The sequence below is a fragment of the Achromobacter sp. Root565 genome (genome assembly GCF_001427425.1).
Taxonomy (GTDB): domain Bacteria; phylum Pseudomonadota; class Gammaproteobacteria; order Burkholderiales; family Burkholderiaceae_B; genus Achromobacter; species Achromobacter spanius_D.
The window spans coordinates 423,635-438,517 of record NZ_LMGO01000005.1; the positions used below are offsets into that span (position 1 = coordinate 423,635).

The 14,883-nt window shown below is 65.7% G+C and carries 13 protein-coding genes; 5 read left to right on the top strand and 8 right to left on the bottom strand.

The features are described from left to right. Positions 1-82: 82 nt before the first annotated feature. From ASD71_RS18575 to ASD71_RS18590, 4 genes are all read left to right on the top strand, one after another. A complete protein-coding gene (locus ASD71_RS18575; RefSeq protein ID WP_056567951.1) occupies positions 83-1,729 on the top strand; it encodes an electron transfer flavoprotein-ubiquinone oxidoreductase in 1,647 nt (548 codons plus the stop codon). A 74-nt stretch (positions 1,730-1,803) separates the two neighbouring features. Beyond that, positions 1,804-2,655, top strand: a complete 852-nt coding sequence (locus tag ASD71_RS18580; protein WP_056567953.1) for an NAD-dependent epimerase/dehydratase family protein — start codon at positions 1,804-1,806, stop codon at positions 2,653-2,655. Positions 2,656-2,735: 80 nt separating this feature from the next. Further along, the gene (locus ASD71_RS18585) at positions 2,736-3,845 is read left to right on the top strand and encodes a hypothetical protein (RefSeq protein WP_056567955.1); all 1,110 of its coding nucleotides are present in this window, start codon (positions 2,736-2,738) and stop codon (positions 3,843-3,845) included. Next, the gene (locus ASD71_RS18590) at positions 3,842-4,186 is read left to right on the top strand and encodes an antibiotic biosynthesis monooxygenase (protein WP_056567958.1); all 345 of its coding nucleotides are present in this window, start codon (positions 3,842-3,844) and stop codon (positions 4,184-4,186) included. Before ASD71_RS18585 ends, ASD71_RS18590 begins: the two co-directional genes overlap by 4 nt. Positions 4,187-4,225: 39 nt before the next feature. Here ASD71_RS18590 and ltaE read toward each other — a convergent pair whose 3' ends face one another. The 6 genes from ltaE to ASD71_RS18620 all read right to left on the bottom strand — a co-directional run bounded on the left by ltaE (position 4,226) and on the right by ASD71_RS18620 (position 12,271). Further along, positions 4,226-5,236: a low-specificity L-threonine aldolase gene (gene ltaE / locus ASD71_RS18595; protein ID WP_056567960.1), complete on the bottom strand. Its 1,011-nt coding sequence runs from the start codon at positions 5,234-5,236 to the stop codon at positions 4,226-4,228. A 42-nt stretch (positions 5,237-5,278) separates the two neighbouring features. Beyond that, positions 5,279-6,127 carry a DMT family transporter gene (locus ASD71_RS18600; protein WP_056569449.1) on the bottom strand — a complete coding sequence of 283 codons (849 nt, stop codon included), beginning with the start codon at positions 6,125-6,127 and terminating at the stop codon, positions 5,279-5,281. A gap of 167 nt (positions 6,128-6,294) precedes the next feature. Beyond that, positions 6,295-8,274, bottom strand: a complete 1,980-nt coding sequence (gene acs, locus ASD71_RS18605; RefSeq protein ID WP_056567964.1) for an acetate--CoA ligase — start codon at positions 8,272-8,274, stop codon at positions 6,295-6,297. Positions 8,275-8,601: 327 nt separating this feature from the next. Beyond that, positions 8,602-9,942 (bottom strand): MFS transporter, encoded by a 1,341-nt coding sequence (locus ASD71_RS18610; protein ID WP_056567967.1) that lies wholly within the window; start codon positions 9,940-9,942, stop codon positions 8,602-8,604. Next, complete coding sequence (locus ASD71_RS18615; RefSeq protein ID WP_056567970.1) at positions 9,939-10,346, bottom strand: heme-binding protein; 408 nt, start codon at positions 10,344-10,346, stop codon at positions 9,939-9,941. The genes ASD71_RS18610 and ASD71_RS18615 overlap by 4 nt, the downstream gene beginning before the upstream one ends. After that, positions 10,343-12,271: a propionate--CoA ligase gene (locus tag ASD71_RS18620; protein ID WP_255357205.1), complete on the bottom strand. Its 1,929-nt coding sequence runs from the start codon at positions 12,269-12,271 to the stop codon at positions 10,343-10,345. Before ASD71_RS18620 ends, ASD71_RS18615 begins: the two co-directional genes overlap by 4 nt. A 248-nt stretch (positions 12,272-12,519) precedes the next feature. Between ASD71_RS18620 and ASD71_RS18625 the strand changes: the two genes are divergently transcribed. After that, positions 12,520-13,179 (top strand): C40 family peptidase, encoded by a 660-nt coding sequence (locus ASD71_RS18625; protein WP_056567977.1) that lies wholly within the window; start codon positions 12,520-12,522, stop codon positions 13,177-13,179. A 182-nt stretch (positions 13,180-13,361) separates the two neighbouring features. Here ASD71_RS18625 and ASD71_RS18630 read toward each other — a convergent pair whose 3' ends face one another. Together ASD71_RS18630 and ASD71_RS18635 are read right to left on the bottom strand one after the other, a co-directional pair. Then, entirely contained in the window at positions 13,362-13,685 is a 324-nt protein-coding gene (locus tag ASD71_RS18630) for a DUF2325 domain-containing protein (RefSeq protein WP_035212827.1), read from the bottom strand. 208 nt (positions 13,686-13,893) lie between these two features. Then, entirely contained in the window at positions 13,894-14,838 is a 945-nt protein-coding gene (locus tag ASD71_RS18635; RefSeq protein ID WP_056567980.1) for a CysB family HTH-type transcriptional regulator, read from the bottom strand. Positions 14,839-14,883: the final 45 nt, after the last annotated feature.

Below are 14,883 nucleotides of genomic sequence, written 5' to 3' on the forward strand. Positions count from 1 at the left end.
AAGGGGTACAGGACCCTCGCCTGCAATACAATCGCCGATAATACTTCCAGCCATATATGGAATACATACGGGGAGCTTTGCAATGTCTGAACGCGAGTCGATGGAATATGACGTGGTCGTGGTTGGCGGTGGTCCCGCCGGCCTGGCCACAGCAATCCGTCTGAAGCAGCTGGCCGCTGAGAAGAATCAGGAGATCGGCGTCTGCGTCCTTGAGAAAGGCGCGGAACTTGGCGCGCACATCCTGTCCGGCGCCGTCATGGATCCGCTGGCGCTGACCGAACTCATCCCCGACTGGAAAGAGAAAGGCGCGCCGCTGAACGTGCCCGTCACGCAGGACAAGTTCCTGTTCCTGTCCGAGACCGGCGCGCGCGCCACGCCAAACTGGCTGCTGCCGCCGTGCTTCCACAACGAAGGCAACTACATCGTCCGTCTGGGCGACGTCGTCAAATGGATGGGCGAGCAGGCCGAAGCGCTGGGCGTGGACATCTTCCCCGGTTTTGCGGCCGTTGAAGTGCTGTACGACGAAAACGGCGCCGTCCGCGGTGTGGCCACCGGCGACATGGGCGTGGCCCGCGACGGCAGCCACACCGACCACTACCAGCCCGGCATGGAACTGCATGCCCGCTACACGGTCTTCAGCGAAGGCTCGCGCGGCCAGCTTGGCCGCCAGCTCATCGAACGCTTCAAGCTGGATGACGGCCGCAATCCGCAGTCCTACGGCATCGGCATCAAGGAAATGTGGGAAGTCGATCCGGCCCAATCCAAGCCCGGCCTTGTGGTCCACACCGCCGGCTGGCCGCTGGACGCCGACACCTACGGCGGCTCGTTCCTCTATCACCTGGACAACAACCTGGTGGCCGTGGGCATGATCGTCGGCCTGGACTACGCCAATCCGTGGCTGTCCCCCTTCGACGAATTCCAGCGCTACAAGACGCACCCGGCCATCCGCGGCACGTTCGAGGGCGGCAAGCGCATCGCCTACGGCGCCCGCGCCATCACGGCCGGCGGCCTGCTGGCCCTGCCCAAGCTCACGTTCCCGGGCGGCGTGCTGGCTGGCTGCGAAGCCGGCTTCCTGAACGCTTCGCGCATCAAGGGCAGCCATGCCGCCATCAAGTCGGGCAAGCTGGCCGCCGAAGCGGCATTCGACGCCATCGTTGCCGACCGCCGCCAGGACGAGCTGACCGCCTACCCCAAGGCCTTCGAAGCCTCCTGGCTGCACGAGGAACTGAACAAGGCGCGCAATTTCAAGCAGTGGTTCAAGAAAGGCCGCACGGTCGCCACGCTGATGACCGGCATCGAGCAACTGTTGCTCAAGGGCAAGATGCCCTGGACGCTGCGCCACAACAAGCCCGACCACGCCTGTCTGCAACCCGCGTCGCAATGCGCGCGTATCGACTACCCCAAGCCCGACGGCAAGCTCACGTTCGACAAGCTCAGTTCGGTGTTCATCTCCAACACCAACCACGACGAGAACGAGCCGGTCCACCTGACACTCAAGGATCCGTCCGTGCCGGTAAAGGTGAACCTGGCCAAGTACGGCGGCCCTGAATCGCGCTACTGCCCGGCCGGCGTGTACGAGTTCGTCAAGGACGACCACGGCGACGACCGCTTGCAGATCAATGCGCAGAACTGTGTGCACTGCAAGACCTGCGACATCAAGGACCCCACGCAGAACATCGTCTGGGTGGCGCCGCAAGGCGGCGAAGGGCCGGTCTACAGCGGCATGTGACACGACGGGCGCACCGCGCCTGCCTACCAGGCGCCCCACGGGGCGCCTTTTTTCCGACTGTCTGGAGCGACACCATGAGCGAACGCGTACTTCTGATCGGCTGCGGCGACTTGGGCCTGCGCGCGGCGCAGCGCTTTCTGGCGCGCGGCGACGAGGTCCATGCGCTGCGCCGCCACCCGCCTGCCGGCGATGCCAGCGGCATCCAATGGCTGCAAGGCGACATCACGCGCCCGGACACGCTGGGCGGCCTGCCGCAAGGCGTGACGCGGCTCATCCACCTGCCCTCGCCCGGCGCACGCGACCCGCAGGCGTACCGCGGCGTGTTTGTCGATGGTCTGGCCAACGTGTTGAAGGCGCTGGACACGTCCAGCCTGAAGCGCATCGTGTTCGTGTCCTCCAGCGCCGTGTATGGCGAACATCACGGCGGCTGGGTGGACGAAGATACGCCGCCCGCGCCGCAGGGCTTTAACGGGCAGGTGCTGCTCGAGGCCGAGGCCGCGCTGGCCGCCCAGCCGGTTTCCGCGACGGCGCTGCGGCTGGCGGGCCTGTACGGTCCGGGCCGCATGCAGCTCATCGAACGGTTGCGCAGCGGCGCGGCCGGCGCCCCCGCCCAGCCCGAGCATTGGGCCAACCGCATCCATATCGACGACGCGGCCTCTGCGGTGGTGCATCTGGCGCTGCTTCCCCAGGTCGCGCCGGTGTATATCGGCTGCGACGACACGCCGCTCCCGCTGCATGTCTTGTATGCCGAATTGGCCGCGATGATCGGCGCGCCGGCGCCGCGCGAGGCGGCGGCGCCCGCCAACGTGGGCAGCAAGAAGCTCAGCAATGCGCGCCTGCGCGCGAGCGGCCTGACGCTGCAATGGCCCGATTCGCGGCAGGGCTACGCCGCGTTGCTGGCCGAAGGCGGCACGGCGCAGGCATAGTTCGGCGAACGCCGAATCGTTGCCCGCGGCGCTGGCGGATACTGGCGGCCAGATCCCTCCACGGACATCACCCGCCCCCAATGCCGCCCGCCCATCCCCTGGACGCCGTCACGCATCCCGACCCGTATTCCTACTACGCCACGCTGGCGCGCAGCCGCCCGCTGTATCGCGACGCGGCGCTGGACATGTGGGTCGCCGCACACCCCGAGACCATTGCTGCCGTCATGCGCCATCCCGCCGCCCGCGTGCGGCCGGCAGGCGAGCCCGTGCCACGCGGCCTGTGGCCGGGTCAGGCGGGAGAATTGTTTGGCCGGTTTGTGCGGATGAACGACAGCGCGGCGCACGCGCGCCTAAAGGCGTTGCTCGTCGCGTTCATCCAGGAACAGGAACAGGAACAGCGGCTGGACCCAGCCCGGCCGCTCCCCCCTGCCCCGCGTGACGCCGCGGGCATTGATCGCTACCTGTACGACGCACCCGTTCACGCGCAGGCCTCCTTCCTCGGGCTGGACCATACGCTGCATGCGGACTGCGCCGCGGAGATCAACCGCTTCCTGTTTGCGCTGCCCGCCAACGCAGACGCGGAACGGATCGCGGCCGGTCATGCCGCTGCCGCGCGCCTGATGGCGCGGCTACAGGCGAATCTGACCGGCCCCTGTTCCAAGCCAGCGCTACGCCGGCTGAACGAAGACGCGGCAGCAGACGGCATCACACCCGACCTCGTGACCGCCAACCTGGCTGGCTTGCTATTCCAATCCTGCGAAGCCGGCGCAGCGCTGCTCGGCAACGCGCTCGTCATGGCCGGTCGGCGCGGCGTATCCGAGCCGCTGACGCGAGACGTCGCCCTGGCGCTGATCGACGACGTCGTGCGCCACGATCCGCCCTTGCACAACACCCGCCGCTTCATGACCGAATCCGCCGACATTGGCGGTCAGCGCATCGCCGCCGGCCAGACCGTGCTGCTCGTCCTTGCGGCAGCATCTCAGATAGAACCGGACGCGGGCTGGACCTTTGGCGCACAGGGCCATGCCTGCCCGGGCACGGCCCTGGCGCGACGCCATGCGGCCGACGCCCTGCTCCATTTGCTACGCGCCGGGACGGACCCGGCCGCGCTTGCCAAGCGATTCCGCTATCGCCCGCTCCCCAACGCGCGCGTGCCCCAGTTTGATTTTCAAGAGGACAGCAACTCATGATTGCCGTGATATTCGAAGTCGAGCCCGCCCATGGCGACCCCGCCCCCTATCTGGAGATTGCCGCCGGCCTGATCGACGAGCTGCACACGATCGACGGATTCATCTCCGTCGAACGCTTTCAAAGCCTGTCCACGCCAGGCAAGCTGCTGTCGCTGTCATTCTGGCGCGACGAGGCAGCGGTGCTGCGCTGGCGCTCGCTGGAATCGCACCGCCGCGCGCAGGAGGCCGGGCGCGGCGGCGTCTTTCAGAACTACCGTCTGCGCGTCGCGCAGGTGCTGCGCGACTATGGCATGCAGGAACGCGACGAGGCGCCCGCGGACAGCCGCAAGCGCCACGGCTGAACCGTCCCGCGATGGGGCGATCGGTTTCGGACTGGCGGCTTAACGCAGCAGCCGCCCCACCGCCTCGACCACGCGCCGCACATCGTCGGCCGACACGTTCAGATGCGTGACAAGGCGCGTCGGACCGCCATAGACGGCGCGCATCAGGATGTCTTCCTTGGCCAACGCCGCCGTCAGCGCATCGCAGCGTGACGGCTCGAACTCCACGAACACCATGTTGGTGTCCTGGCTCAGCACCTTGACGCCGGCGATGGCGCGCAGGCCTTCGGCCAGGAGGCGCGCATTCTCGTGGTCCTGCGCAAGCCGTTCCACGTTGTGCTCCAACGCATGCAGGCACGCCGCCGCCAGCACGCCGGACTGGCGCAGCCCGCCGCCCAGCATCTTGCGCCAGCGGTGCGCGCTGGCGATCAGCGCTTCGCTGCCGACCAGCACCGATCCCACCGGCGCGCCCAGTCCCTTCGAAAAGCAGATGGACACCGTGTCGAACGGCTGACAAAGATCCGCCACGGGCTTGCCGCTGGCGACGGCCGCATTGAACACGCGGGCGCCATCCAGGTGCGTGGCAAGGCCCTGCTCGCGCGCCCACGATGTGGCGGCCTGGATGTACGCGGCCGGTATCAGCTTGCCGTGGAAGGTGTTTTCAAGCGCCAGCAGGCGCGTGCGCGCAAAGTGCGGATCGCCCTTGGGCTTGAGCGCCGCGGCCAGCTTGTCCAGCGGCAGCGAGCCATCGGGCGCATGCTCGATGGGCTGGGGCTGGATGCTGCCCAGCACCGCCGCGCCGCCGCCCTCGTACTTGTAGGTGTGCGCAAGCTGGCCAACGAGGTACTCGTCGCCGCGGCCGCAATGCGCCATGAGCGCCGCGAGGTTGCTTTGCGTGCCCGACGGAAAGAACAGGCCGGCGGCCTTGCCGGTGCGCTCGGCCAAGGTCTTTTGCAGGCGGATCACGGTGGGATCATCGCCCATCACGTCATCGCCCAGCGGGGCATTGGCCATCGCCTGCAACATGGCGGCGCCGGGGCGGGTGACGGTATCGCTACGCAGATCAATCATGAAGGTTTCCAGGGGATCGGAGAGAACAGGATTTCGAAAAGGTCAATCGGCGCGCGTCGCAGGCGCGGCGCGGCTCACCACAAAGATGCCGGCCAGGATCAGCGCCATGCCGCCAAGCTCGACGGGCGTGGGACGCTCGGACAGGATGGCCCACGCGAGCAGCATGGCCACCACGGGCACCCCCAGACTGGACAGGCCCGCGATCGACGCGGGCACCCGGCGCACCACCTGCAGCCACAGCAGCCAGCCCGCTGCGGTGGCGATCAGCACAATGTAGGTCATGCCAGTCCAGAGCGACCAGCCCCATTGGGCGGTCATCTGCGGCACCAGATAGGCGACGGGCACCATGACCAGGCCGCCGAACAGCATCTGCCACGCGGTGAACGTCATCACATCCGGCGCATGGCGGTCGAACATGCGCTTGGACAGCACCGTGCCCACGCCCCAGCACAGCCCGCTGCCCAGACCCAGCAGCACGGTGCGGATGTCGCCCAGTCCGTTCCAGGGCTCGACGAAACAGATCAGGCCCACGGCAGCCAGCGCGATGCCGGCCGCGTGCCGGGCCGTGGGACGCTCGCCCAGCAACCACCATGCAAACAGCACCACCCAAAACGGCATCGTGTAGGCCATGAGCGACACCTTGCCCACGCCCCCATCCACCAGCGCGGTCTGCACAAAGCCCTGAAAGCCTGCCGTCTGGGTCAGGCCGATCAAGAGGGTCAGTTTCCAGGGCGGCATCGCCAGCGGCCGGCGCGTGGCGATCGCGAGCGCGAAGAGGACCAGGCTGCCCACCACATAGCGCAGGGCCACGAAGTCGAACGGCCCGATGTAAGGCACGATCAGCTTCATCGCGATCCAGCTTCCCGCCCAGACCAGGATGGTGCTGAACATCAGGGCAAGCCCTGCGCGATCGAAACTGCTGCTCACGGGTGTGGCTCCATGCAAGGAAATCTGGCAATCCAGGAATGACGACGCCCGTGCCGCAACTTGCCGGCACGGGCGTCGTCATTATGCGCCTGTCGCGCTGCAAACGGCCGGCGTAAGCCGGCCAGTTGCATTTACAGCGGCTTGGCGAGCTGCTCCAGGATGGCGGGGTTTTCCAGCGTGGACACATCCTGCGTCACTTCCTCGCCCTTGGCGACCACGCGCAGCAGGCGGCGCATGATCTTGCCCGAACGGGTCTTGGGCAGGTTGTCGCCAAAACGGATGTCCTTGGGCTTGGCGATGGGGCCGATCTCGCGGGCCACCCAGTCGCGCAATTGCTTGGCGATGGCCTGGGCCTCTTCGCCTTCCGGACGCGAACGCTTGAGCACCACGAAGGCCACGACGGCCTCGCCGGTCGTGTCGTCGGGACGGCCCACGACGGCGGCTTCGGCCACCATCTCGTGCGCCACCAGCGCCGATTCGACTTCCATCGTGCCCAGCCGGTGACCCGAGACGTTCAGCACGTCGTCGATACGGCCCATGATCCAGAAGTAGCCGTCCGCGTCGCGCTGCGCGCCGTCGCCCGCGAGGTAATACCCGCGCAGTTCAGACGGGAAGTAGCTCTTCTTGAAGCGCTCCGGGTCGCCCCAGATGTTGCGGATCATGGCGGGCCACGGACGCTTGATGACCAGGAAGCCGCCATTGCCCTTTTCGACGTCGCCGCCGGTCTCGTCCACGATGGCCGCGGCGATGCCCGGCAGGGGCAGCGTGCACGAGCCAGGCTTGGTGGGCGTGGCGCCCGGCAGCGGCGTGATCATGTGCCCGCCGGTTTCGGTTTGCCACCAGGTGTCCACGATGGGGCAGCGCTCGCGGCCGACGTTCTTGTGATACCACATCCAGGCTTCGGGATTGATGGGCTCTCCCACCGTGCCGATGATGCGCAGCGAGTCCAGGTCGTAGTTCTTGGGATGCGCCTCGGGCGTGCCTTCCGAGGCCTTGATCAGCGAGCGGATCGCGGTGGGCGCCGTATAGAACGTGGTGACCTTGTGGCGCGCGATCATGTCCCAGAAGCGGCCGGCGTTGGGGAACGTGGGCACGCCTTCAAAGACGACCTGCGTCAGGCCCGCGGCAAGCGGACCGTAGGTGATGTACGTGTGACCCGTGACCCAGCCCACGTCGGCCGTGCACCAGTAGACGTCGTCCTTGCGGGCGTCGAAGGTCCACTTGACGGTCAGGAGCGCCCACAGCAGGTAGCCGGCGGACGAATGCTGCACGCCCTTGGGCTTGCCGGTGGAGCCGGAGGTGTAAAGGATGAACAGCGGATGCTCGGCGTTGACCGGAACCGGTTCGCAGATGTCGGACTGGCCGGCCTCGACGTCCTGCATCCAGACGTCGCGGCCTTCGTTCCATTGCACCTTGCCGCCCGTGCGGCGGTACACGACGACCTTGGTGACGGCCTCGCAGCCGCCCATGGCGATGGCTTCTTCGACGGCAGGCTTGAGCGGAATGGTCTTGCCGCCGCGCACTTGTTCGTCGGCGGTGATGACGAGCGATGCACCCACGTCGACGATGCGTTCCTGCAGGCTCTTGGCCGAGAAACCGCCGAACACCACCGAGTGCGTCACGCCAAGGCGGGCGCAGGCCTGCATGGCGACCACGGCTTCGATGGACATGGGCATGTAGATGATGGCGCGATCGCCCTTCTTGTAGCCCAGCGCCGCCAGCCCGTTGGCAAAGCGGCACACGCGCGCCAGCAGCTCGCGGTAGGTGACCTTGTCGACCTTGCCGTCATCGGATTCGAAGATGATGGCGGTCTTGTCGGCGTTGCCGTTGGTCAGGTGGACGTCCAGGCAGTTGGCCGAGACGTTCAGTTCGCCGTCGCCGAACCAGCGGTAGAACGGGGCATCGGACTCGTCCAGCACCTGCGTGAAGGGCTTGGTCCACTGCAGATTGTCGCGGGCCTGTCCGGCCCAGAATCCGTCGAAGTCGTTTTCGACCTGCGCGCACAGCGCGTTGTAGGCGTCCATGCTGGAAATCGCGGCGCCCTGCGCGGCGCGCTCGGGCGGCGGAAACACGCGGTTTTCCACCAGGACGGACTCAATAGCGTTCGACATGATCTTGTCTCCAATCGGTGATTCTGTTGTTTATGCTGCTTTTTTATTACCCACCTGCAACCGTATCGCCGCGCTCTTACGAGCACCTTACGCAAAATGCGGGCCGGAGCCCGCAGATTGACGAGGCCCAAGGCGATGCGTCTGCGCCGGATCTGGGCAGGAAGACGCCGCAAGGCGCCGACCGGGCAGCATGCACAAGCCAACGACGCGCCGCCCTGCGACGCGTCAACAATGCCAAGCAATCAGCATGCGCCGCCGCATCGAGACACGGCGGCACAAGGCAGTCCATAAGGATAGCAGCCGCTTGCAGCTTGGCGTATACCGCATTCAGGCGGCCTGCCGGGCAAGGCCCCGCTTCATGTCCACCCGCGACAACAGGACCAGTCCGCCGACGAAGAACAGCCCGGTGACAAGGATGGCCAGGCGATGATTGCCTTCCGTGACCCACGTCACCAGCCCGTACGTCAACGGGCCGATCACGGCGGCAAGCTGCACGGCGAAGGTCCACAGCGAATAGAACTCGGCCAGCCGGCCCGCCGGCGCCAGCGCGCCGGTCATGGCGCGGCCCGCGCTTTGCGTCGTGCCCATGCACAGGCCGGCCAGCACGGCCGCCACCCAGAACACCGGCGCGGTCACGGCCGCATAGGCCACCAACACCATCACGATCCACCCGACCAGCGTGATCGCCAGCGCCGGCTTGTGGCCAATGCGGTCCTGCACGTAGCCGAACGAAAACGCCCCGGCCGCCGCGCCGATGTTCACGGTGAACACCAGCAGCATGATCTGCGGCGTGGTGAATCCCATGACTTCCGACGCATACACCGCGGCCAGCGTGATCACGACCGAGATGCCGGCCTGATAGCAGGCAATGCACATCAAGAGGCGCCGGAATTCCGGAAAATGCAGGCCCGTTTCGCGCCAGGCATAGGCCAGGCGTTTCAGCATATGCAGCGCGGGCGGATTGCCCGGCTGCGGCGTGGCACGCTCGCGCAGCATGAAGAACGACGGCAGCGCGGCCAGCGCAAACACCGAGCCCGTCACCACGATGACCCACGGCACGAATTGCTCTGCAGTGTCGCCGCGCGCTTCGGCCAACGTCACCACCACGAGCGACAGACCCAGCGTGAGCATGCCGCCGAAATAGCCAAAGCTCCATCCCCAGCCAGAAACGCGGCCCAACGCCTGCGGCTTGGCAAGTTCAGGCAGAAACGCCGCGACCACGGATTCGCCGACGCAATAGCAGAAGTTGGACACGACGATGGCGGCCAGCGCCAGCCAGACGTCGCCCGGCCCGGCCTGCGTCAGGACCAGCGTAGCCGCCACGCAGCCGGCCGTGCTGGTGTAGAGCAGCCGCCGCTTGCCGGCCCGCGCATCGGCGCGCGCGCCCAGTGTGGGCATGGTCAGCATGATGAGGAGGTACGACAGCGACAGCGCGGCCGTCCAGGCCAGCGTCGCCCAGGTGGCGCGCCCGGCGACCACGCCGACGAAGTAGGTGCTGAAGACCGCCGTGAGGATCACGGTGGTGTAGCCGGAGTTCGCGAAGTCGTACATGGCCCAGGCCCAGACTTCGCGCCGTTTCACGCCGGGGTTCAGCGGACCGCTGTCCGCCCCCCGGGTGTCCTGCGCGGAAACGCCGGCCGGCGTTTCCGGCGGCAGCGCCTGGCTCATAGGCCCAGCGCGGCAATGCCTGCTTGCGCGATCTGCACGTCTTCGGTCGACTTCACGCCCGAAACGCCCACCGCACCCACGACCTGGCCGTCAACGACGACCGGCACGCCGCCCTCGAGCATGCCTTCGATCAGCGGCGCCGACAGGAACGAGTAGCGGCCGTTGTTGATCAGTTCTTCGTAGATGCGCGATTCGCGGCGGCCCAGCGCGGCCGTCTTGGCCTTGGCGGGCGCGATGTGCGACGAGATCGGCGCCGCATCGTCCAGACGCAGCATGCCCAGCAGATGGCCGCCATCGTCGGTCACGGCGATGGTGACGGCCCACTTGTTCTGCAAGGCGTGTGCTTCGGCCGCGGCCAGGATCTTTTTGACGTCGTCGGCGCTCAGCACGGGTTTGGTTTTCATTGCAGTGACTCCTTGATCTGTTCGAGGGCGTTAGGGTCTTCCATGGTGGTCAGGTCGCCGGGATCGCGCGATTCGCATACCGCGACGATCGCGCGGCGCAGCACCTTGCCGGAACGGGTCTTGGGCAGGGCGCCCACGAACCGGATCCTGGCCGGCCTTGCCACCGCCCCCAGCTGTTCTTCCACCAGCCGCATGATATCCGCTTCCAGCTGCTTTGCCGCTTCCGGCGTGTCGGCGCCGGCGGGATTCTTCAGCACGGCAAACGCCATGGCGACCTGCCCCTTGAGCGGGTCGGACACCCCCACCACCGCGCATTCCGCGATGCCGTTGTGGCTGTTGACCGATTCCTCGATTTCACGCGTGCCCAGCCGGTGACCCGCCACGTTGATCACGTCGTCCGTGCGGCCCAGGATGAACCAGTAGCCATCGGCGTCCACCCGCCCCCAGTCGAAGGTCGAATACACCTGCCGGCCTGGAATCGACGTGAAGTAGGTCTCGACGAAGCGCGCGTCGTCGCCCCAGATGGTGGACATGGCGCCGGGCGGCAGCGGCGGCACGATGGCGACCACGCCCTTCTCGTCGGGGCCCAGGTCTTCGCCGGAGGACTCGCTGACGATGCGCGCATCAAAGCCATACACCGGGAACGAGGGGCTGCCAAACCGGGTGGCGACTTTTTCGACGCCCGGCTGCGCCGACAGGATCGGCCAGCCGGACTCCGTCTGCCAGTAGTTGTCGATGATGGGCTTGCCCAGACCCTCGGAGATCCATTGCGCCGTTGGCTCGTCGAGCGGCTCCCCGGCCAGATACACGGCGCGCAGCGTCGACAGATCGTGCCGTCTCAAGAGCTCGGGATCCTGGCGCTTGAGCACGCGCACCGCCGTGGGCGCCGAAAACAGCGTGTTCACCCCGAATTGCTCGACCAGCTTCCAGAGAATCGCGCCGTCCGGGCGCACGGGTGTTCCTTCGTACAGAATGGTCGATTGCCCACCGATGAGCGGTCCATAGACGATATAGGAATGCCCGACCACCCAGCCGATGTCGCTCGTGCAGAAATAAGTGTCGCCGGGCTTGCCATCGAACAGGTACTCCATGGACGACGCCAGCGCCACGGCGTAGCCGCCCGTGTCGCGCTGCACGCCCTTGGGTCGGCCGGTGGTGCCGGATGTATAGAGGATGTAACTGGGCTCGGACGATTCAAGCCACTCGACGGGCACGCGCGCGCCGCGGTGCCGTTCGCGCAGCGTGGCGTAATCCAGGTCGCGTCCAGCCACCGGCTCGAACGGGGCCAGACCGCGGTCGAACACCACCACCGACGCGGGCGGTGATTTTGCCAGGCTCAAGGCGCGGTCCAGCAGCGGCTTGTACGGCACGACCTTGCCGGCCCGCGAGCCGCCGTCCGTGCACACCACCACCTTGGGCGCGGCATCGTCGATGCGCTGCGCCAGGTTGACGGACGCAAAACCGCCGAACACCACCGAATGCACGGCCCCGATGCGCGCGCAGGCAAGCATGGTGAACACCGCTTCCGGCACCATCGGCATGTAAAGCAGCACCCGGTCGCCGCGTTCCACCCCCAACTCGCGCAGCATGGCGGCGGCGGCATTCACTTCTTCAAAGACGTCCTGCCGCGTATAGATCTGCTCGCGGTCCACCTCGGTGGATACCCAGATCAGCGCCGGCTTGTCCGCCTGGGTCGGCAGCCAGCGATCCACGGCGTTGTAGCAAAGATTTGTGTGCCCGCCGACGAACCACTTGGCGAAGGGCGGACGCGAGAAATCCAGCACATTGTCAAAAGGCGTTTCCCAGTGGATGCGCGTGGCCTCTTCGCGCCAGAACGCGTCGCGGTCATTCACCGAGCGATAGTGGAAATCCCGGGTTCTTTGCATGTTTGTCTCCTGGTATTGTTCATAGGCCTTAAGGCTGATTGATTTCTTGTCAAATCATTTCGGTCATTCTGGTAGGCAAACCTTGCACGAGGCTTGCCGCAAGTCAAAAAATTCTTCCAGATGTCCACGCTGCATGGATATTTAGGGCCGATACGTAACGAAGCGGCACTAAAAGTTTGGTAGAATCCCCGCGAAGTTGCACATAATTGTTGAATTTGCTGACATCTCGGCCCCAACCGCGGCTAATGCGCGGTTTTTGCTGTGTTCAGTGAATCATCCCCAGGCGAATGCATCGACACTCCATACCCGCGCGATTCAATTCAACCACTGGCCTTGCAAAGCGCGGTCTGCGCATGCTCGCGTTGGTTGCTTGCGTTGCGGGTCTGGCGGGTTGTGCAAGCACTAGCCAAAAGTCAACCGCCCATACGTCCGAGATCGATCCCTACGAGATGGAATGGGTTGCCACCGCCGATGACCCGATCGGCATGCTGGTGGTTCAGAAATTCAAGCGTGAACGCCAGCGCACCCATTCGGGTGTCGGCACCGACAACGCCATGGTCAGCGAAGCCCTGAATCACCTGGGCATCCGCTATCGATTCGGCGGCAGCTCCCCCGACACCGGCTTTGATTGCAGCGGCCTCGTCGCTTACTCAGCCGAACGTGGTCTGGGCCTGAAGCTGCCCCGCAACGCCGCCGAGATCGCGCAGCAAGGCGTGGCCGTCGCCAAGAACGAACTGCAGGCCGGCGACCTCGTCTTCTTCAACACCATGGGCCGCCGCTACTCCCACGTTGGCATCTATCTGGGCGACGACCGCTTCGTGCACTCCCCCAGCGCCGGCGGTGTGGTGCGTGTCGAAAAAATGACCATGGCCTACTGGTCCAAGCGCTACAACGGCGCTCGCCGCCTGGACAACACCCTGATGGCATCGGCCCGCGCGGCCAACTGACGCCCTGCCCTGTCTCAAGGCAACATAGTCGCACGCAGGCCTGCCCGCCGCCATCGTCCAAATGCAAAACGCCGCCCGACTTTCGTCCGGCGGCGTTTTTGTTTGTTCTCTTCGCGGCGGTCAGGCCGCAGGCCGTATCGGCCTCCCCAGTTTGTCGTGGATGCGCGGCAAGACGCGTCCCGTCAATGAACCGTGCCGGCGCGCGGGCACAGGCCGCATTGCTGCAGGGCCTGCTGCATGCTGCACACGGAACGGCGACAAGCGACGACCCGGATGCCGCCGCGCTGCGCGGCGTTGCGGAAGGTCTTCATGACGTTGTGGCCAAGAAAATCGGTAAGCAGGATGACCAGCTGCGTGCCCGAGGGCAGTTGCAGGGTCTTCTTCTGATGCGAGGGATCGCGCCCGCTGATGTGGTGCGTGATCGAGATGTTGTGTCCCTTGAGCAGATCGGGAATATTGCCGAGGCGGTCGGCGCCCACTACCACTGCACTAAGTCCTGCCGTCATGATTTACCTCACTGGGTCGTTGAGCCTGGATGTAATGATAATGATTCCTATTTTTTCGTCAACTCAAATGAGATCGGTTCTTATTTAATTATTTTTATGAGCTTATGGAAAGGGATAGCCGTCTCACGCTTTTCCAGGGGCAACGGGCAAAAAAAACGCGACGTCGTGAGGACGTCGCGCCATGTCGATGCGGGAGCCAGCAGCCGGGCTACTTCGGCGGGCCCTGCACCGCATCCGTGACGACCGCCCGGGTCAGCGACGGCGCCAGCATTTCCAGGAAGGTGTAGACGTAATCGCGCAGGAACACGCCCGCCTTCACGCCCACGCGGGTGGTGTGCGTGCCGAACAGGTGCCCCACCGGCAGGCCGACCAGATTGGAATCGCGGCGCGGGTCGTAGGCGACGCCCGCGATGATGCCGATGCCCAGGCCCACGTCCACGTACGTCTTGATCACGTCGGCGTCGATGGCTTCGAGCACGATGTCCGGATGGATGCCCTGATTGGCAAAGATCTCGTCGATCGTGCTGCGGCCGGTGAAGGCGCGGTCGTACGTCACGATGGGGTACTCGGCCAACTGCGCCAGCGACAGGCGCTTGGCGGCGCTGGAGGTCAATTCGGCCAACGGATGATCGGGCCGCACCACCACGGTGTGCTCCCACGCATAGACCGGCAAGGTCGCCAAGCCCGGCGTCAGTGCCAGCGATTCGGTCGCCAGCGCCAGATCCGCCTGCTCATGCAGCACCATCTCGGCAAGCTGGGCGGGGCTGCCCTCGGCCAGCGACAGGTGAACCTTGGGGAATTGCTTGCGGAACGCGGGAATCACGCGGGGCAGCAGGTAGCGCGCCTGCGTGTGGGTGCAGGCAATCACCAAGCCGCCTTCATCGCGGCGCGCGAATTCGTCGCTGACCTTCTTCAGGTTATCGACTTCGCGCATGATGCGGTCGATGACCTGCGACACGGCCAGACCCGGCTTGGTCAGCCCCTTGATGCGCTTGCCGTGGCGTTCGAAGATCTTGATGCCCAGCTCGTCCTCGAACTCGATGATGGCCTTGGAGACGCCGGGCTGCGACGTGTACAGCATCCGGGCGGCTTCGGTCAGGTTGAAGTCGCGCCGGATGGTTTCACGCACGAAACGAAATTGCTGGAGGTTCATTAATTGGCCCCTGATAGACGGGCCAATTATAAGTAATAAGAACGC